Consider the following 17,662-nt stretch of genomic DNA (forward strand, 5'->3'; position numbering starts at 1 on the left):
CTCAGCCCTCGGCGCCGTCGTGGTCCGACCAGCCGCCGTTGACGCCACGCCCGCGCATCAGCAGCACGGCCTCGGTGCGGCTGCTGGCCCCGAGGCTGCGCAGGATCGCGCTCACCTCGCGCTCGACGGTGCGGGCCGAGAGGTCGAGCAGCCGGGCGATGGCCTTGTCCTTCTCGCCCACGCACAGCAGCCGGGCGACGTCGAGCTGGCGCAGGGTCAGCGGCGGCTGCTGGTGGGGCTCGAGGACGGGACGGCAGTGCGCGGCCGTGTCGTGCCACAGGGCCAGCACGGCATCGACGATCTCGCGGGAGGTCGTGCGCCACGAGACGCGGTTGCCGAAGGCGTCGTCGGGACCGCCGATGAGCGCGAGCCGGTCGTCGATGACCATCGCGCGCAGGAAGACCGGTCCGACCAGCGCGTGCGGGAAGATCGAGGGCAGCAGCGGGTGGGTGCGCAGCGTCGCGGGGCGGGTGATCAGGCGGTCGTCGACACCGCGGGAGCGCGCCTGGCGCGTCAGCTCGATGCCCGGGTCCTCGGGGTCGTAGGCGTACTGCGGCTGCATCACCCACGAGCTGCGCCTGACCTGCGGCTCGAGCCGTCGCAGCTCACCGATGAGGGCGGCCAGCCCGACCAGCGGCCGGACCTCGGTCGGCTCCCCCTCGGGGCGGGCCGTGGCGGCCGCCTCGGCGACGAGCGCGAGCACGGACTCGGTCTGCTGTCGCAGCCCTCGGATCTCCGCCGTCTCGCCGAGAGCGCGACCGTGGTCGATGACGTCCATGCGGCATGTTCTCAGATCGGCCGCACGATTTCCTGGACGCGTCCCAGGGCGCGGCCCGTCGCCGGGACCTGCACTCCCCCCCGGGTGCCGTCCCGGCGACGTTTGCCCCGGACCAAGATCGCCCATCGTGGGGCTTGTGTCGCCCCCGGCGAGGGAGTTGTCGGCCATTCGCCAGCGGCTCAGACCAGCCCGGCCTCGGCGTACCCCGGCTTGATGACCTCCTCGATCAGCCGCAGCCGCTGGTCGAAGTGCGCGAAGGCCGACTTCATCGCGTTGACGGTGACCCAGCGCAGGTCGCCCAGGTCCCAGCCGAAGGCGTCGACGAGCGCCTGCATCTCGCGCGTCATGGAGGTGCCGCTCATCAGCCGGTTGTCGGTGTTGACGGTGACCCGGAAGCGCAGCCTCGCGAGCAGGCCGATCGGGTGCTCGGCAATCGAGGCGGCGGCCCCCGTCTGCACGTTGGAGTGGGGGCACAGCTCGAGCGGGACCCGCCTGTCGCGGACGTAGCTGGCCAGGCGCCCCAGGCGCACGTCGTCGACGGCCGAGGCCACGCCCGCCTCCCCCAGCTCGATGTCGTCGACCAACCGGACGCCGTGCCCGAGCCGGTCGGCGCCGCACCACTGCAGCGCCTCCCAGATCGAGGGCAGCCCGAACGCCTCGCCGGCGTGGATCGTGAAGTGGGCGTTGCTGCGCTTCATGTGCTCGAAGGCGTCGAGGTGGCGGGTGGGCGGGTAGCCCGCCTCGGCGCCGGCGATGTCGAAGCCCACGACGCCGTCGTCGCGGTGGGCCACGGCCAGCTCGGCGATCTCGCGCGAGCGGGCGGCGTGGCGCATCGCGGTCAGCAGCTGGCGCACCACGACCGGCCGACCGGGCCCGCCGGCACGCGCCGCCATGCCCTCGTCGAGGCCCTCCTGCACGGCCCGCACGACCTCCTCGAGGGTGAGGCCGCCGCCCAGGTGCTGCTCGGGGGCGTAGCGCACCTCGGCGTACACCACCCCGTCGTCGGCGAGGTCCTCGACGCACTCGCGCGCCACCCGCGCCAGGTGGTCGGCGCGCTGCATCACCGCGACGGTGTGGTCGAAGGTCTCGAGGTAGCGGGGCAGCGAGCCGCTGTCGGCGGACTCGGTGAACCACCGTCCCAGCGACCCGGCGTCGTCGGCCGGGAGCGGGTGGCCGACCTCGTCGGCGAGCTCGAGGACGGTCGCGGGCCGCAGCCCGCCGTCGAGGTGGTCGTGCAGCAGGACCTTCGGGACGGACCGGATGAGGTCGCTCGTGAGGGCGGTAGGTTCGGCCATGTCGTCATCCAACACCGTCCGCGGAGCACGCACCGTCGCGGGTCTACGCCGATCAGGAGCGCCGTCCATGCGCACATTCAGCACGTTCGAGGAGATCGAGGCCGCTGCCGGGGAGGAGGTCGGCACCACGGACTGGGTGGAGATCACCCAGGAGCGCGTCGACCAGTTCGCCGACGCCACCGGTGACCACCAGTGGATCCACGTCGACGTGGAGAAGGCGAAGGACGGTCCGTTCGGCGGCACCATCGTGCACGGCTACCTCACGCTCTCCCTCGTCCCCTGGCTCAGCGCCCAGGTCATCGACCTGCAGACGTCGGGGGCCAAGCTCAACTACGGCGTCAACAAGGTCCGCTTCCCCAACCCGGTCCGGGTCGGCTCGAAGGTGCGGCTGGTCGCCTCCATCGGCTCCATCACCGAGATCCCGGCCGGTCGCCAGCTGACCCTGAAGTACGTCATCGAGATCGACGGCCAGGACAAGCCGGCCTGCGTCGCCGAGACGGTCGTGCTGCTGCTCTCCTGAGCCCGTCGGTCCGGGCGGCTCCGGTGGGGCGGGGTTGTGCCTCCCGTCCGCCGGGGCCAGGGTGTCGCCATGACCTACCAGCTCACCGTCGTCTACGGCCGCCCGCAGGACCCCGAGGCGTTCGACGCCCACTACGCCGGCACCCACGCGCCGCTCGCGGCGGCCATCCCCGGCCTGCAGTCCTACACCTGGCACAAGGCCGACCCCGGGCCCCGTGGTGCAGCCGCGGACCACTACGCCGTCGCGGTGCTGACCTTCGCCGACCGCGAGGCCTTCGTGGCCGGCTTCGGCAGCGAGGCCGGCCAGGCCGCCGCGGCCGACGTGCCGAACTTCGCCTCCGGTGGCGCCAGCCTGCTGACCGGCGAGGTCACGGCGTACGCCTGAGGGGGCGGCCCTTCGAGACGGTCGCCAGGGCGACCTCCTCAGGGACCGGTGCCGCATCGGTCCCCGAGGAGGGACGACGTCCCGTCTCGAGGGGCCGCCAAGGCATCGGTCCCCGAGGAGGGACGAAGTCCCGTCTCGGGGGGCCTCAGCCGACCCGGTCGATGACGATCGGACCGGGCTCGTGGGTCGTGCCGGCGGGGCCGACCTCCCAGCCGCCCTCGAGGGAGGCCAGGGCGCGCTCGAAGCGATCGGGCTCGTCGGTGTGCAGGGTGAGCAGCGGCTGGCCCTCGGCGACCTCGTCGCCGGGCCTGGCGTGCCACTCGACGCCGGCACCCGCCTGGACGGCCGCGCCCTGGGTGGCGCGGCCCGCGCCGAGGCGCCAGGCGGCCATGCCCACGGCCATCGCGTCGAGCCGGGTCAGGACGCCCGACGACGGAGCGGTCACCACGTGGGTCTCGCGCGCCGTCGGGAGCGCGGCGTCGGGGTCGCCGCCCTGGGCCGCGACCATCTGCCGCCAGCTGTCCATGGCTGCCCCCGAGGACAGCGCGTCGGCCGGGTCGACGTCGTCGCGACCGGCGCCGGCGAGCATCTCGCGGGCCAGGGCCAGGGTCAGCTCGACCACGTCGGCCGGTCCCCCGCCCTCCAGCACCTCGACCGACTCGCGCACCTCCAGGGCGTTGCCGGCGGTCAGGCCGAGCGGCACCGACATCTCGGTGAGCAGCGCGACGGTGTGCACGCCCGCGTCACGCCCCAGCGCGACCATGGTCTCGGCCAGCTCCCGCGCCCGGTCGAGGTCCTTCATGAACGCGCCGGTGCCGACCTTGGCGTCGAGCACGAGCGCCCCGGTGCCCTCGGCGATCTTCTTGCTCATGATCGAGGAGGCGATCAGCGGGATCGCCTCGACGGTCCCGGTGACGTCGCGCAGGGCGTAGAGCTTCTTGTCGGCCGGCGCCAGCCCGGAGCCCGCCGCGCAGATGACCGCGCCGACCTCCTCGAGCTGGCGCAGCATCTCGTCGTTGCCGAGGGAGGCGCGCCAGCCGGGGATCGCCTCGAGCTTGTCGAGGGTGCCGCCGGTGTGGCCCAGGCCGCGGCCCGACAGCTGCGGGACGGCGACGCCGCAGGCCGCCACCAGGGGGGCGAGCGGCAGCGTGATCTTGTCGCCGACCCCGCCCGTGGAGTGCTTGTCGGCGGTGGGGCGCGAGAGCCCGGAGAAGTCCATGCGCTCGCCGCTCGCGATCATCGCCGCGGTCCACCGGGAGATCTCGTCGCGGTCCATGCCGTTGAGCAGGATCGCCATCGCGAGCGCCGACATCTGCTCGTCGGCGACCTCGCCCCGCGTGTAGGCGTCGATCACCCAGTCGATCTGGCTCTCGCTCAACCGGCCGCCGTCGCGCTTGGCGACGATGACCTCGACGGCGTCGTGCCGGGCCATGACGTGTCCCCTTCCGTGCCTGGCTGCTGGACGCCTGAACGTACCCGACCCGACCCCTCGGCCGCCGACGCGCTGGACCCGCGCGGCAGGCTGGGGAGGTGACCACCACCGAGCCCAGCGTGCGCGAGGAGCTCTTCGGTGCCTCCCACCGCGCGGTGACGGTCGGGATCGTGCTCCTCATCAGCCTGATCGCCTTCGAGGCGATGGGCGTGGGCACCGCGATGCCGGCGCTGGCCGCCGACCTCGGGTCGGTGGAGACCTACGCCTGGCCGTTCGTGGCCTTCATCGCCAGCACCGTCGTGGGCACCGTGCTGGCCGGCCGCTGGTGCGACGCCCGCGGCCCGCGGCTGCCGCTGCTCGTGGGGCCGGTCGTCTTCGGCGCCGGCCTGCTGCTGGCGGGCCTGTCCCCCACCATGTCGGTCCTGCTCGCGGGGCGGGTGCTCCAGGGGTTCGCCTCCGGGGTCCAGGGCGTCGGGGTCTACGTCCTGATCGCCGCCGTCTACACCCGCGCGGCGCGGCCGGCGGTGTTCGCCCTGCTGTCGGCCTCGTGGGTGCTGCCCTCGCTCGTCGGGCCGCCCGTCGCCGGGTTCGTCACCGACCGCTTCTCGTGGCACTGGGTCTTCCTCGGCCTGGTGCCGCTCGTGGTGGTGGCCGTGGTGCTCGTGCTGCCGGCCGTGGCCGGCCTCCGCGCCCCCGACGGCGAGCCGCCCGCGGCGCGGCCCGGCCTGGTGCCGGCCGCGCTCACGGCCGCCGCCGCCGTCTCGGCCCTGACCTGGGCCGCCGAGGACCCGCGGGGCGGCCGGCTGGCCGTCGTGGTGGGCGCGGTGCTGCTGCTCGGGCTGGCCCTGGTGCGCGTCTTCCCCGCCGGCACCCCGCGCGCCACGCCCGGCATCGGGGCGGTGGTCGCCGGCCGGTGGCTGGTCTCGGGCGCGTTCTTCACCGCCAACGCCTACCTGCCCCTGGTGCTCACCACCACGCACGGCTGGTCGATCACGGCGGCCGGTTCGCCGCTCGTCGTCGGCTCGCTCGGCTGGTCGGCCGCGTCGGCCTGGCAGGGCCGTCGCCCCGACCTCCCCCGCGCCCTCCTGCTGCGGGCCGGCTTCGCCCTCGTCGCCGCCGGGCTCGCGCTGCTCGTCCCGGTCACGCTCGGCCTGGTGCCGTGGCTCGCGTTCCTCGGGCTGGCGCTCAGCGGTGCCGGGATGGGCCTGGCCTACTCCTCGCTGTCCTTCCTGGTGCTGTCGCACTCCGAGCAGCAGGAGGTGGGCTTCCACTCCTCGTCGGTGCAGCTGGCCGACCAGATGTCCCAGGCGGTCTTCGTCGGCCTCGGCGGTGCGCTGCTGGCCGTGCTGGTGCCCACCGTCGCGCTGCCGGTCCTGGTCACCGGGCTGGTCGGGCTGGCCGTGCTGGGGCTGGGCATCAGCCCGCGCACCCGGGAGGCCTAGCGGCGCTCGCCCGCCAGCGGCACCTCGGACCAGCCGCGCAGCACGAAGGTGCCCCGGCTGGTCGGCTGCCCCGCCAGCCGCAGGCAAGACAACGTGGTGCGCAGCGCACCGAGCGACTCGACCAGCTCCATGCGCGCCAGCGGGGCGCCCAGGCAGAAGTGCAGGCCCGCCCCGAACGCCAGGTGCGGGTTGGTGGCGCGGTCGGGGACGAAGGCGTCGGGGGCGTCGAAGACCGCCGGGTCGCGGTTGGCCGCCCCGAGCAGCGCCGCGATCCGCTGGCCCTGCTCCACGCGGACCCCGGCCACCTCGACGTCGGCCGTGGCGGTGCGCTCGAACAGCTGCAGCGCGGAGTCGTGGCGCAGCATCTCCTCGACCACCAGCGGCAGGTCGAGCCCCCCGAGGTCGTGGCCCTGGCACAGCAGCCCGACCAGGCCGTTGCCGAAGACGTTGACCGAGGCCTCGTGACCGGCGTTGAGCAGCAGCACCACGGCCGCGACCATCTCGGCCTCGGAGAGCCCGGCGGCGAGCAGGTCGGTGGTGAGGTCGTCGCCCGGCTCGGTGCGGCGCCGCGCGACGTGCTCGCGCACCAGGTCGGCGAAGGCGGCGGCCGCGGCGACGGCGGCGTCCACGGTCTCCGCGGAGGGCGCGGGCTCGTACATCCGCACGATCGCCTGCGACCACGACCGCAGCGACGGCACGTCGGCCACGTCGAGCCCCACGAGCTCGGCGATGACCAGGACGGGCAGCGGCTCGGCGTACGCCGCCAGGACGTCGAAGCCGGTCGGGTCGAGCTCGTCGAGCAGGCCGGCGGCCAGCTCGCGGACCCGCGGCCGCAGCCGCTCGACGTGGCCCCGGTTGAACGCGCCCGCGACGGCCCGGCGCAGCCGGGTGTGCTCCGGCGGCTCGTTCTCCATCATCTGGTGGCGGTGGAGCAGGTTGAACGGCTCGAGGTACGCCGCGGGCTCGCGGTCGCGCCACAGCCGGCCCAGCCGCCGGTCGCGCAGCACGGCACCGGCCGCGGCGTGGGAGAAGGTCAGCCAGCTGCCGCTGGGCTCGTGCCAGGCGACGTCGTGCCGCTCCCGCTCGGCGGCCAGCACCGGGTAGGGGTCGGCGACCAGGTCGGGCGAGCCCAGGTCAAGCGAGGTCGTCGGGACCGAAGGCATCCGGCAGCACCTCGTCCATCCGTCGGGTGCCGCGCGCGGTGAGGAGCAGCAGGTCGGGGCCGCCGTTCTCCCACAGCAGCTGGCGGCAGCGGCCGCACGGCATGATCAGCTCCTCGTCGCCGTTGACGCACACGAAGTGGGTCAGGCGGCCCCCGCCGGACAGGTGCAGCTGGGAGACCAGGCCGCACTCCGCGCACAGCGCCACGCCGTACGCCGCGTTCTCGACGTTGCAGCCCGCCACGACGCGGCCGTCGTCGACCAGCGCGGCGGCCCCCACCCGGAAGCGGGAGTACGGCGCGTAGGCGTGGCCCGAGGCCGCGACTGCCTCGGCGCGCAGCGCGTCCCAGCCGCCGGCGGGCGCGTCGACCTCCGCCGCGGGGGTCATCCGGCCGACCCCTTGCGGTAGATCAGCCCGTCGGCCGCCGGCATCCGCAGGCGTTGGGAAGCCAGGGCGAGCACGAGCAGCGTGGTGACGTAGGGCGCCATCTGGGTGAAGTCGCTCGGCACCGTGTCGGTGACGAGGAACCACACCAGGAACACCACGGCGAAGACCAGCGCGCCGATCGCGCGGCGGCGGTGGCCGCGCACCAGCTGGAGCACGCCGACGGCGAGCAGCAGGATCGCCACGAGCAGCAGCAGGGCGTGCACCGAGGTCGGGCCCTGGCGGAACGGCAGCGCCTGGGTGTAGCCGAACAGGGTGGAGCCCATGAACATGCCGCCGGGTCGCCAGTTGCCGAAGATCATGGCGGCCAGGCCGATGTAGCCGCGGTTGTTGGTCTGCCCGACCTGGAAGCCCGAGCTGGACACCATGGCCAGCAGCGCACCGCCGAGACCGGCCAGCGCCCCCGAGACGACGACGGCGACGATCTTGTAGCGGTAGACGTCGACGCCGAGCGACTCGGCCGCCGCGGGCGCCTCGCCGCAGGAGCGCAGCCGCAGCCCGAACCGGGTGCGCCACAGCACCCACCAGCTGCCGACGATGAGCAGCAGGCCGAGCACCACGAGCACCGAGAGGTTCTTGGTGAACATCTCGACCACCGAGGCCAGGTCGCTGAGCAGGAACCAGCCCTTGTCCTCGAGCCGGTTGGCCGGGTCGGAGATGAAGGCGATGTCGATGGTGGCCGGCTTGGGCAGCGGCGGCGACTGCGTGGGGCCGCCGCCGCTGAGGCCGGAGAACCACGCCTCGGCCAGGAAGCCCGAGACGCCGGCGGCGATGATGTTGATGGCGACGCCGGAGACGATGTGGTCGACGCCGAAGACCACGGTGGCCAGGGCGTGCAGCGCCCCGCCGACGGCGCCGAGCGCGACCGCCCCGAGGACGCCGATGGTGACGCCGTAGTGGTAGCCGAAGTAGCCGGCCCCCAGCGTGCCCATGATCATCATGCCCTCGAGGCCGATGTTGACCACGCCCGCGCGCTCGGCCCACAGGCCGCCGAGACCGGCCAGCGCGATCGGCATGGTGGCGACCAGCGCGATCGAGAGCGTGCCCGAGGAGGTCAGCTCGTCGGCACCGGTCAGCACGCGGACGGTGCAGAGCACGACGAAGAACGCGGCCACGAAGCCGGCGACGCGCAGCCGGCTGCGGCGGGGCGCGTGGGCCGCCGGCGAGGCGCCGGCGGGCGGGCGGGTGGCGAGGTCGGCGGTGCTCACGAGGCCGCTCCCTGGGTCGTGGCGGGGGCGGGCGGGGCGTCACGTCGGATCTGTGCCGCGACCTGGGACTGCTCGGCGCGGACGCGGTAGCGGCGCACGACCTCGTAGGCGATGACCACGGCCAGCACGATCACGCCCTGGGTGACCGCGATGATGTCGGGCGAGACGCCGGCGAGGATGTTGAGCAGGGTGGCCTGCTGGGACAGGAACGCGAAGACCAGCGCGCCGAAGGCGATGCCGACCGGGTGGTTGCGACCCAGCAGCGCGACCGCGATGCCGGTGAAGCCGAGCCCGGTCTGGAACGACGAGCCGTAGTTGAAGGAGTCGCTGAACATCACCGGCAGGCCGATCAGGCCGGCGACGGCGCCGGAGACCAGCATCGAGACCACGACCATCCTCTTGACGTCCACGCCGCTCGCGACCGCGGCGCTCTCCGAGGAGCCCGAGGCGCGCAGGTCGAAGCCGAAGCGGGTGCGGTTGAGCAGCACCCAGAAGCCGACCCCGACCACGACGGCCAGCAGGGAGAGGCCGTAGAGCTCGGTGGGGCTGTCGGGCAGCACCGCCAGGGTGCCGATCCGGCTGCCCTCCGGCATCGAGCGGGTGTTGGTCGAGTTGCCGGTGTTCTCGCCCCAGCGCTTGATCAGGTAGCCGATCAGGGAGCCGGCGATGGCGTTGAGCATGATCGTCGAGATGACCTCGCTGACGCCGCGGGTGGCGCGCAGCAGGCCCGCGATGCCGGCCCACAGGGCGCCCACGACCATGGCGAGCAGGATCGCGACCACGGTGTTGAGGTAGCCCGGCAGCCAGGCCTGGCCCGCGAACGCGCCGGCCGCGAAGCCGGCGAGGCGGTACTGGCCCTCGACGCCGATGTTGAACAGGTTCATCCGGAAGCCGATGGCCGCGGCCACGCCGGAGAGGTAGAGGATCGCGGTCTGGTTGAGGATGCTGACGACGTTGCGGTTCTCGGGCACCGAGAACATCACCGACCAGAAGCCGGCGACGTCGTCACCGGTCACCAGCAGCACCAGGCTGGCCACCAGCCCGGCGACCACCAGGGCCAGCACCGGGGCAGCCACCGCGGTCAGCACACGACGAAGGACGTTCACTGGTCCTCACCTGCTCCGGTCATGGCCGAGCCCAGCTGCTGCGGGGTGACCGTCTGGGGGTCGAAGGAGCCGACGAGCCGCCCGCGCAGGATCACGCGGATGGTGTCGGACAGGCCGATCAGCTCGTCGAGGTCGGCCGAGACCAGGAGCACCGCGAGCCCGTCGCGGCGGGCGTCCTTGATGTGCTGCCAGATCTGGGCCTGGGCCCCGACGTCGACGCCGCGGGTCGGGTGGGAGGCCACGAGCAGCACCGGGTCGCCGCTCATCTCGCGGCCGACGATGAACTTCTGCTGGTTGCCGCCGGAGAGCGCGCGGGCGGTGGTGTCGATGCCGGGCGTGCGCACGTCGTACTGCTCCACGATGCGGGTGGAGTCGCGGCGGGCGCCCTTGACGTCGATCCAGCCGCGACGCACCGACGGCGGTCGGGTCTGGTGGCCCAGGATGCGGTTCTCCCACAGCGGCGCGTCGAGCAGCACACCGTGGCGGTGGCGGTCCTCGGGGACGTAGCCGATGCCGGCCTCGCGGCGCTGCCGCGTCGACCAGCCGGTGACGTCCTCCTCGGCCAGGTGCACCGAGCCGGCGGCGAGGCGGCGCATGCCGACCAGCGCCTCGACCAGCTCGGTCTGGCCGTTGCCCTCGACCCCGGCGATGCCGAGCACCTCGCCGGCGTGGATCTCGAAGCCGACGTCGGCCAGCTCGACGCGGCCCAGCGCATCGCGGACCTCGAGGTCGCGGACCGAGAGCAGCACCCGGTCGGTGACCGTGGACTCCTCGGTGCTGGGCGAGGGCAGCTCGGTGCCGACCATCAGCTCCGCGAGCTGGTGGGAGGTGACGTCGGCGGGCTTGACCGAGGCCACGGTGGTGCCGCGGCGCACGACGGTGATGTCGTCGGCGACCGAGAGCACCTCGTCGAGCTTGTGGCTGATGAAGATCAGGGTGTGCCCCTGCTCCTTGAGCTCGCGCAGGTTGGCGAACAGCGCGTCGACCTCCTGCGGCACCAGCACCGCGGTCGGCTCGTCGAGGATGATGATGCGCGCGCCGCGGTAGAGCACCTTGAGGATCTCCACGCGCTGGCGCTCGCCGACGCCCAGCGACTCGACGAGCTCGTCGGGGTCCAGGCCGAAGCCGTAGCGCTCGGAGATGGCCTCGATCTCCCGGCGGGCGGCGTCACCGATGCCGTGCAGCTTCTCCGCGCCGAGGGTGACGTTCTCCAGCACCGTGAGGTTGTCGGCCAGCATGAAGTGCTGGAAGACCATGCCGATGCCCTGCGCGATGGCGTCGGCCGGGGTCGCGAACGACACGGCCGAGCCGTTGACGCTGATGGTGCCGTCGTCGGGCTTCTGCACGCCGTACAGGATCTTCATCAGGGTCGACTTGCCGGCGCCGTTCTCCCCCACCAGGGCGTGGATGGTGCCCGCGGCGATGGCGATGTCGACGTCGTGGTTGGCGATCACGCCGGGGAAGCGCTTGCCGATCCCCCGGAGCTCGATGGCCGGGGCGCCCCCCGGGCCGGTCGCCGGTCCCGCCCCGGTCTGCGCGGTGCTGCTCGACACGGTGTCTCCTAGCTCTGGACGGCTCTGGACGGACGGGTGCCCGGGCGACAACCTAGCGCGTCGCCCGGGCACCCGGGTCACTCACATCTGCTGGGGGAGGTCAGGTCCCGAGGGGGACCTCACTTCACCTTCTTCGGGTCGGTCGGGACGGTGATGTCACCGCTCTTGATCTTCTCCGCGGCGGCGTCGATCTGGTCCTTGTAGGCGTCCACGAAGCCACCCGAGGTGGAGTAGCCGACACCGTCGACCTTGAGGTCGTAGGTCACGAACCCGGCCTTGACCTGGTCGTCGGCGAACGCCTTGGCCTCCTCGAACACCGCGGTGTCGATGCGCTTGAGCATCGAGGTGAGGATGTGCGGCTGCTGCGCCTTGTCCGCGGTGAGGTACTGGTCGGAGTCGACGCCGATGGCCCACTTGCCGTCGCCGGCCTCGGTGGCGGCCTGGAACACGCCCAGGCCCGACTTGCCCGCGGCGTGGTAGACCACGTCGGCGCCGTCCTCGTACATCGCGGAGGCCGCGTCCTTGCCGCCGGCGGGGTTCTCGTAGCCGGTCTTGGAGTCGTTCTGGTCCTCGGTGAGGTACTGGACGTCGACCTTGATGTCGGGGGTCACCGACTTGGCGCCGGCCAGGTAGCCCGCCTCGAACTTCTGGATCAGCGCGCCGTTGACGCCGCCGACGAAGCCGATGTGGTCGGACTTGGTCTGCAGGGCGGCGGCGACCCCGACCAGGTAGGAGCCCTCCTGCTCGGCGAAGGTCAGGTCGGACAGGTTGGGCAGCTGCTTGTCGCCGGTGAGCGCGTTGCTGTAGCCGTCCACGACCGCGAAGTCGGTGTCGGGGTACTCGGCGGCGACCTTGGCGGCGGCCGGCGAGTAGAGGTAGCCCACGGCCACGACCGGGTTGTAGCCGCCCTCGGCCAGGGTGCGCAGCCGCTCGGCACGCGTGTTGTCGTTGTCGTCGGGGGCGGCCTTGGCCTCGATGCAGGTCGCCGACAGCTCGTCGACGGAGCGCTCGAGACCCTTGTAGGCGGAGTCGTTGAAGGACTGGTCGCCCCGGCCGCCGACGTCGTAGGCCATGCCGATCTTGGGACCGTCACCCTTGGCGCTCTTGCAGACGTCGTTCTCGGCCGACGCGCTGCTGCCGCTCCCGCCGCTGCCGCTTCCGTTGCTGCCACAGCCGGCAAGGGCGATGGAGCCCACCAGCGCTACTGCCGCGATCTTGCTGAACCGTCGCAAGACGTCTCCTCGAACTCAGGGTGCCACTGCCCGGCACGTGTCACGAGCACCCTAAGCGAGCGGTCTGGCGCCACCTATCGGCGCGGGCACCGCGCGGAGAAGTGTTATCGGTCGGTGACCAACGACTCGATCGCGGCGGCCGCCAGCACCTGCGCGCCGACCGAGATCGCCCCCTCGTCGACCCGCAGGTCGCCCTGGTGGAGGTCGTACGTCGGACCGCCCGGCGTGCGCGTGCCGAGGCGGCCCATGGCGCCGGCCACGGAGTCGACGTACCACGCGAAGTCCTCGCCGCCCAGGCTCTGGGTCGTGGCGACCACACCGGGCTGGCCCAGCACGTCGGAGACCGCGGCGGCCAGCACGTGGGTGGCCCGGTGCTCGTTGACGACCGGGGGCACGCCGCGCACGTAGCGGATGGTCGGCTCCACGCCGTACGGCTCGACGATCTGGGCGATGGTGTCGCTCACCAGCTGCTCGGCGTCGTGCCAGGCGACGGCGTCGAGCATCCGCACGGTGCCGCCGGCGCGACCGGTCGAGGGGATGACGTTGACGGCCGAACCGGCCTGGACCAGTCCCCACACGACGCTGACGCCGGCGCGGGGGTCCATGCGCCGCGAGAGGACCGCGGGCAGCTCGGTGACCAGCTTGCCGAGGGCGAAGGTGAGGTCCTCGGTCAGGTGCGGGCGGCTGGTGTGGCCGCCCTTGCCGGTGAGCACGACGTCGAGGTGGTCGGCGGCGCCGGTGAGCGGCCCCTCGCGCACCCCGACGGTGCCGACGTCGAGGGTCGGGTCGACGTGGAGGCCGAAGATCCGGTCCACGCCGTCGAGCGCGCCGCCGTCGATGGCCATGAGCGCGCCGCCCGGCATGATCTCCTCGGCCGGCTGGAAGACCAGCCGCACCCGGCCGGGCAGCCGGTCGGCCACCGCCGCGAGCGCGAGGCCGGCGCCGAGCAGCGCCGTGGTGTGGACGTCGTGGCCGCACGCGTGGGCGACGCCGGGCACCGTGCTGGCCCAGGGGTCGCCGGTGCGGTCGTCCACGGGCAGGGCGTCGAGGTCGGCGCGCAGCGCGACCAGCGGACCCGTGGTGGCCCCGGTGGGGCCGATGTCGACGAGCAGCCCGCCGCGCGCCATCGGCCGCGGGTCGAGGCCGGCGTGCTCGAGGTGCTTGGACACGGTCGCCGCCGTGCGCTCCTCCGACCACGACAGCTCGGGGTGCGCGTGCAGGTCGCGACGGACCTCGACGAGCATCTCCTCGCGCCCGCGGACCCCCGCGCACACCGCCGCCACGAGGGCGGCCACGTCGGCAGGGGGCAGGGAACTCACTCGCACGAGGGTATCCGTCGTGGCGCGCCACGCGTGGCGCGGTCCGGTGGGTGGGTCGCCCGGCTCACCCCCGCGGGCTGATCGAGGTGAGCACGAAGTCGAAGTCGGGGGTGCGGAGGCTGTTGACCAGGCGCAGGCTGCGCTCGGAGACACAGGTGTCGGGGTCGCGGACGAAGCGGCCGCCGAAGGTGACCTCGTCGCCGTCGTCGACCTTGGAGAGCGCGCGGAACAGCTGGGACCCGGGGGTGACCCCGCCGCCGCCGGAGCCGTCGACGACGAGGGTGACGTCGTGGTCGAGCTCGAGGCGCAGGGTGCCGACGTCGTCGCGCTCGGTGCCGATGTCCTGCGCGGTGCCGACCCAGCCCTGCACCGACAGCTCGGGCCGCGCGATGCCAGCGGAGCGCTGGCCGGCGCAGAGCCGGGTGGCGCGGTCCTCTCGGGCCTGGACGAGCTGGACGTCGGTGGCGCTCCGGGCGCGCTCCTGGATCGAGGAGACGGCGTCGAGGAAGCGGCCCTGCGAGGCGGGCAGGTCGTCGCCGCGCACCCACCACCAGACCAGCACGACCAGGACGGGCACCAGCACGACGGCACCGACGACGAGGACGAGGCGACGCAGCGGCACGGCGATCAGCGCTGCCTCGGGTCGCTGTCGTACGCCGCGAGCAGCCGGTCGGCCGCCAGGGGTGCGGTGGTCAGGCCGGCCAGCAGCTCGCGTCGTACGTCGTCCCGCACGGCGCCCACCCCGGGCGAGCGCCGCAGCCGCTGGTCGAGCTCGTCGCGCACCAGCGCCCAGGTGAAGTCGAGCTGCTGGCCGGCGCGCTTGTCGGCCAGGCCCTGCTCCCCCATCGACTCCCGGTGCGCGAGCACCCGCGCCCAGACCTCGTCGATGCCCTGGTCGTGCAGCGCCGAGCAGGTGAGCACCGGCGGCACCCAGCCGTCGCCCCCGCCGTGCACGAGGCGCAGGGCGCCGGCGAGCTCCTTGGCCGCCGACCGGGCCTCGGCCGCGCGGTCGCCGCCGCCGCCCGAGGCGCTCGGCGGGTCGGCCTTGTTGACCGCGATCACGTCGGCGATCTCCAGGATGCCCTTCTTGATGCCCTGCAGCTGGTCGCCGGTGCGGGCCAGGGTGAGGAAGCAGAAGGTGTCGACCATGCCGGCCACGGTCACCTCCGACTGGCCCACGCCCACGGTCTCGACCAGCACCACGTCGTACCCGCCCTGCTCGAGCACCACCATCGCCTGGGTGGTGGCGCGGGCGACGCCGCCCAGGGTGCCGGCCGTCGGCGAGGGTCGGATGTACGCCGCGGGGTCGGCCGCGAGGGTCGCCATCCGGGTCTTGTCGCCGAGCACCGAGCCGCCGGTGCGCACCGAGGACGGGTCGACGGCGAGCACGCCGACGCGGTGGCCGAGCCCCGTGAGGTGGCTGCCCAGCGCCTCGATGAAGGTCGACTTGCCGACGCCGGGCACCCCGGAGATCCCGACCCGCACCGACGCCGGCGCAGCGCCGTCGGTGAGCCGGGTCAGCAGCTCGCGCGCCGCCACCCGGTGGTCGGCGCGGGCCGACTCCACCAGGGTGATGGCCCGCGACACCGACGCGCGCCGGCCCGCACGGACCCCCTCGACGAGCGCGTCGACGTCAGGAGCCGGCACGCTCAGCCACCGTCGTGGCCGAGCTGCGCGGACAGCTTCGCGAGCAGGTCGAGCGCGGCCTCGGCGATGACGGTGCCGGGCGGGAACACAGCGGCCGCCCCGATCTCGAGCAGCGTGGCCACGTCGTCGGGCGGGATCACCCCGCCCACGACGACCATGACGTCCTCGGCCCCCTGGTCGGCCAGCGCCTGCTTGAGCTCCGGCACCAGCGTGAGGTGGCCGGCGGCGAGCGAGTTGACCCCGACGACGTGGACGTCGGCGTCGACCGCCTGCTGCGCGACCTCCTCGGGTGTCGAGAACAGCGGCCCCACGTCGACGTCGAAGCCCATGTCGGCGAAGGCCGTGACGATCACCTTCTGGCCGCGGTCGTGGCCGTCCTGGCCCATCTTGGCCACCAGGATGCGGGGGCGGCGGCCCTCGTCCTCGGCGAACCTCTCCGTGGCCGCGAGCACCTGCGCCATCGCCTCGTTGGTGCCGGACTCGCGCTTGTACACGCCCGAGATCGTACGGATCACCGCGCGGTGGCGGCCGTAGACCTGCTCCAGCGCCTCGGAGATCTCCCCCACCGTGGCCTTGGCCCGCGCCGCGTCGACCGCGAGCGCGAGCAGGTTGCCGTCGGAGGCGTCGGCCCCGCTCGTGGCGCCCGTCGAGACGCCGGACTCGGCGGCGCGGGTCAGGGCGTGCAGCGTGCGCTCGACCTCCTCGCCGTCGCGCTCCTCGCGCAGCCGCTCGAGCTTGGCCAGCTGCTGGCGGTAGACGCTGGCGTTGTCGACCCGCAGGACGTCGAGCCGGTCCTCGTCGGCGAGCCGGAAGGTGTTGACGCCCACCAGCTTCTGGGCGCCGGAGTCCAGCCGCGCCTGGGTGCGCGCGGCTGCCTCCTCGATGCGCATCTTGGGCAGCCCCTCCTCGATCGCGCGGGCCATGCCCCCGGCCTGCTCGGCCTCCTGGATGTGCGCCCAGGCCTTCGTGGCCAGGTCGTGGGTCAGCCGCTCGACGTACCAGCTGCCGCCCCAGGGGTCGATGGTCCCGGTGGTGCCCGACTCCTGCTGCAGCAGCAGCTGGGTGTTGCGCGCGATCCGGGCCGAGAAGTCGGTGGGCAGCGCGATCGCCTCGTCGAGGGCGTTGGTGTGCAGCGACTGGGTGTGGCCCTGGGTCGCGGCCATCGCCTCGATGCAGGTGCGCTGCACGTTGTTGAACACGTCCTGGGCGGTCAGCGACCAGCCGCTGGTCTGGCTGTGGGTGCGCAGCGAGAGCGACTTGGGGTTCTGCGGGTCGAACTGCGCGACCAGCCGCGCCCACAGCGCCCGGGCCGCGCGCATCTTGGCGACCTCCATGAAGAAGTTCATCCCGACGGCCCAGAAGAAGGACAGCCGCGGGGCGAACTGGTCGATCGTCAGGCCCGCGTCGAGGCCGGCGCGGATGTACTCCACGCCGTCGGCCAGGGTGTAGGCCAGCTCCAGGTCGGCCGTCGCCCCGGCCTCCTGGATGTGGTAGCCGGAGATCGAGATCGAGTTGAAGCGCGGCATCCGCGCGCTGGTGAAGGCGAAGATGTCGGAGATGATCCGCATGCTCGGCTGCGGCGGGTAGATGTAGGTGTTGCGGACCATGAACTCCTTGAGGATGTCGTTCTGGATGGTCCCGGTGAGCTGCTCCGGCTTCACCCCCTGCTCCTCGGCCGCGGCGATGTAGAGCGCCATCACCGGCAGCACCGCGCCGTTCATCGTCATCGAGACCGACATCTCGTCGAGCGGGATGCCGTCGAAGAGCTGCCGGGCGTCGTAGATGGAGTCGATCGCGACGCCCGCCATCCCGACGTCGCCCTTGACCCGCGGGTGGTCGGAGTCGTAGCCGCGGTGGGTGGCCAGGTCGAAGGCGACCGAGAGGCCCTTCTGACCGGCCGCGAGGTTGCGGCGGTAGAAGGCGTTGGACTCCTCGGCGGTCGAGAACCCGGCGTACTGCCGCACCGTCCACGGCTGGGTGGTGTACATCGTCGGGTAGGGACCGCGCAGGAACGGCGCCAGGCCGGGGTAGGTGTCGAGCGCGTCGAGGCCCTCGAGGTGCTCGGGGCCGTAGATGGGCAGCACGTCGATGCCCTCGGGCGATTCCCACGGGTCGCGCCGCGACGGCTCGTGGGCGCGCAC

General features: G+C 73.3%; 15 protein-coding genes and 1 pseudogene. 3 read left to right on the forward strand and 13 right to left on the reverse strand.

Going from position 1 to position 17,662, the window contains the following annotated elements; genetic code table 11:
- Window position 1 precedes the first annotated feature (1 nt).
- Window positions 2-778, reverse strand: a complete 777-nt coding sequence (locus BLU55_RS08105) for a helix-turn-helix transcriptional regulator (RefSeq protein ID WP_157682788.1) — start codon at window positions 776-778, stop codon at window positions 2-4.
- Window positions 779-957: 179 nt separating this feature from the next.
- The gene (locus BLU55_RS08110) at window positions 958-2,073 is read right to left on the reverse strand and encodes an adenosine deaminase (protein ID WP_197681128.1); all 1,116 of its coding nucleotides are present in this window, start codon (window positions 2,071-2,073) and stop codon (window positions 958-960) included.
- 67 nt (window positions 2,074-2,140) lie between these two features.
- Here BLU55_RS08110 and BLU55_RS08115 point away from each other — a divergent pair, with 67 nt between their 5' ends.
- The gene (locus BLU55_RS08115) at window positions 2,141-2,593 is read left to right on the forward strand and encodes a MaoC family dehydratase (RefSeq protein ID WP_172833887.1); all 453 of its coding nucleotides are present in this window, start codon (window positions 2,141-2,143) and stop codon (window positions 2,591-2,593) included.
- Between the two features lie 69 nt (window positions 2,594-2,662).
- A complete protein-coding gene (locus tag BLU55_RS08120; protein WP_091728238.1) occupies window positions 2,663-2,977 on the forward strand; it encodes an EthD family reductase in 315 nt (104 codons plus the stop codon).
- A 145-nt stretch (window positions 2,978-3,122) separates the two neighbouring features.
- On the opposite strand, the gene BLU55_RS08125 is transcribed toward BLU55_RS08120, so the two are convergent.
- Window positions 3,123-4,409 (reverse strand): thymidine phosphorylase, encoded by a 1,287-nt coding sequence (locus BLU55_RS08125; RefSeq protein WP_091728241.1) that lies wholly within the window; start codon window positions 4,407-4,409, stop codon window positions 3,123-3,125.
- A gap of 98 nt (window positions 4,410-4,507) precedes the next feature.
- Here BLU55_RS08125 and BLU55_RS08130 point away from each other — a divergent pair, with 98 nt between their 5' ends.
- A complete protein-coding gene (locus tag BLU55_RS08130; protein ID WP_091728244.1) occupies window positions 4,508-5,851 on the forward strand; it encodes an MFS transporter in 1,344 nt (447 codons plus the stop codon).
- Here BLU55_RS08130 and BLU55_RS08135 read toward each other — a convergent pair.
- From BLU55_RS08135 to scpA, 10 genes and pseudogenes are all read right to left on the reverse strand, one after another.
- The gene (locus tag BLU55_RS08135) at window positions 5,848-7,014 is read right to left on the reverse strand and encodes a cytochrome P450 (RefSeq protein ID WP_091728247.1); all 1,167 of its coding nucleotides are present in this window, start codon (window positions 7,012-7,014) and stop codon (window positions 5,848-5,850) included. The genes BLU55_RS08130 and BLU55_RS08135 overlap by 4 nt on opposite strands.
- Window positions 6,986-7,399 carry a cytidine deaminase gene (locus BLU55_RS08140; protein ID WP_091728249.1) on the reverse strand — a complete coding sequence of 138 codons (414 nt, stop codon included), beginning with the start codon at window positions 7,397-7,399 and terminating at the stop codon, window positions 6,986-6,988. Before BLU55_RS08140 ends, BLU55_RS08135 begins: the two co-directional genes overlap by 29 nt.
- Entirely contained in the window at window positions 7,396-8,664 is a 1,269-nt protein-coding gene (locus BLU55_RS08145) for an ABC transporter permease (protein ID WP_197681129.1), read from the reverse strand. The genes BLU55_RS08140 and BLU55_RS08145 overlap by 4 nt, the downstream gene beginning before the upstream one ends.
- The gene (locus tag BLU55_RS08150; RefSeq protein WP_231917112.1) at window positions 8,661-9,740 is read right to left on the reverse strand and encodes an ABC transporter permease; all 1,080 of its coding nucleotides are present in this window, start codon (window positions 9,738-9,740) and stop codon (window positions 8,661-8,663) included. Before BLU55_RS08150 ends, BLU55_RS08145 begins: the two co-directional genes overlap by 4 nt.
- A 26-nt stretch (window positions 9,741-9,766) precedes the next feature.
- Window positions 9,767-11,323 (reverse strand): ABC transporter ATP-binding protein, encoded by a 1,557-nt coding sequence (locus BLU55_RS08155; RefSeq protein ID WP_091728255.1) that lies wholly within the window; start codon window positions 11,321-11,323, stop codon window positions 9,767-9,769.
- Window positions 11,324-11,442: 119 nt separating this feature from the next.
- On the reverse strand, window positions 11,443-12,555 hold the full coding sequence (locus BLU55_RS08160) for a BMP family lipoprotein (protein ID WP_091728258.1): 1,113 nt from the start codon (window positions 12,553-12,555) through the stop codon (window positions 11,443-11,445).
- A 104-nt stretch (window positions 12,556-12,659) separates the two neighbouring features.
- The gene (locus BLU55_RS08165) at window positions 12,660-13,874 is read right to left on the reverse strand and encodes an amidohydrolase (RefSeq protein ID WP_231917113.1); all 1,215 of its coding nucleotides are present in this window, start codon (window positions 13,872-13,874) and stop codon (window positions 12,660-12,662) included.
- A gap of 64 nt (window positions 13,875-13,938) precedes the next feature.
- Window positions 13,939-14,496: a hypothetical protein gene (locus BLU55_RS08170; protein WP_091728261.1), complete on the reverse strand. Its 558-nt coding sequence runs from the start codon at window positions 14,494-14,496 to the stop codon at window positions 13,939-13,941.
- Between the two features lie 5 nt (window positions 14,497-14,501).
- Window positions 14,502-15,521, reverse strand: a complete 1,020-nt coding sequence (meaB, locus tag BLU55_RS08175; protein WP_091728264.1) for a methylmalonyl Co-A mutase-associated GTPase MeaB — start codon at window positions 15,519-15,521, stop codon at window positions 14,502-14,504.
- Between the two features lie 2 nt (window positions 15,522-15,523).
- Window positions 15,524-17,638 (reverse strand): annotated as a pseudogene (gene scpA, locus BLU55_RS08180) (methylmalonyl-CoA mutase); the annotation flags it as partial.
- Between the last annotated feature and the right edge of the window lie 24 nt (window positions 17,639-17,662).

The organism is Nocardioides scoriae, from assembly GCF_900104965.1.
Taxonomy (GTDB): Bacteria; Actinomycetota; Actinomycetes; order Propionibacteriales; family Nocardioidaceae; genus Marmoricola; species Marmoricola scoriae.

Excerpts from the sequence above, each read along its gene's own strand:
- BLU55_RS08105 (WP_157682788.1), bottom strand. The coding sequence starts at position 778 with ATGGACGTCATCGACCACGGTCGCGCTCTCGGCGAGACGGCGGAGATC.
- BLU55_RS08110 (WP_197681128.1), bottom strand. The coding sequence starts at position 2,073 with ATGGCCGAACCTACCGCCCTCACGAGCGACCTCATCCGGTCCGTCCCG.
- BLU55_RS08115 (WP_172833887.1), top strand. The coding sequence starts at position 2,141 with ATGCGCACATTCAGCACGTTCGAGGAGATCGAGGCCGCTGCCGGGGAG.
- BLU55_RS08120 (WP_091728238.1), top strand. The coding sequence starts at position 2,663 with ATGACCTACCAGCTCACCGTCGTCTACGGCCGCCCGCAGGACCCCGAG.
- BLU55_RS08125 (WP_091728241.1), bottom strand. The coding sequence starts at position 4,409 with ATGGCCCGGCACGACGCCGTCGAGGTCATCGTCGCCAAGCGCGACGGC.
- BLU55_RS08135 (WP_091728247.1), bottom strand. The coding sequence starts at position 7,014 with ATGCCTTCGGTCCCGACGACCTCGCTTGACCTGGGCTCGCCCGACCTG.
- BLU55_RS08140 (WP_091728249.1), bottom strand. The coding sequence starts at position 7,399 with ATGACCCCCGCGGCGGAGGTCGACGCGCCCGCCGGCGGCTGGGACGCG.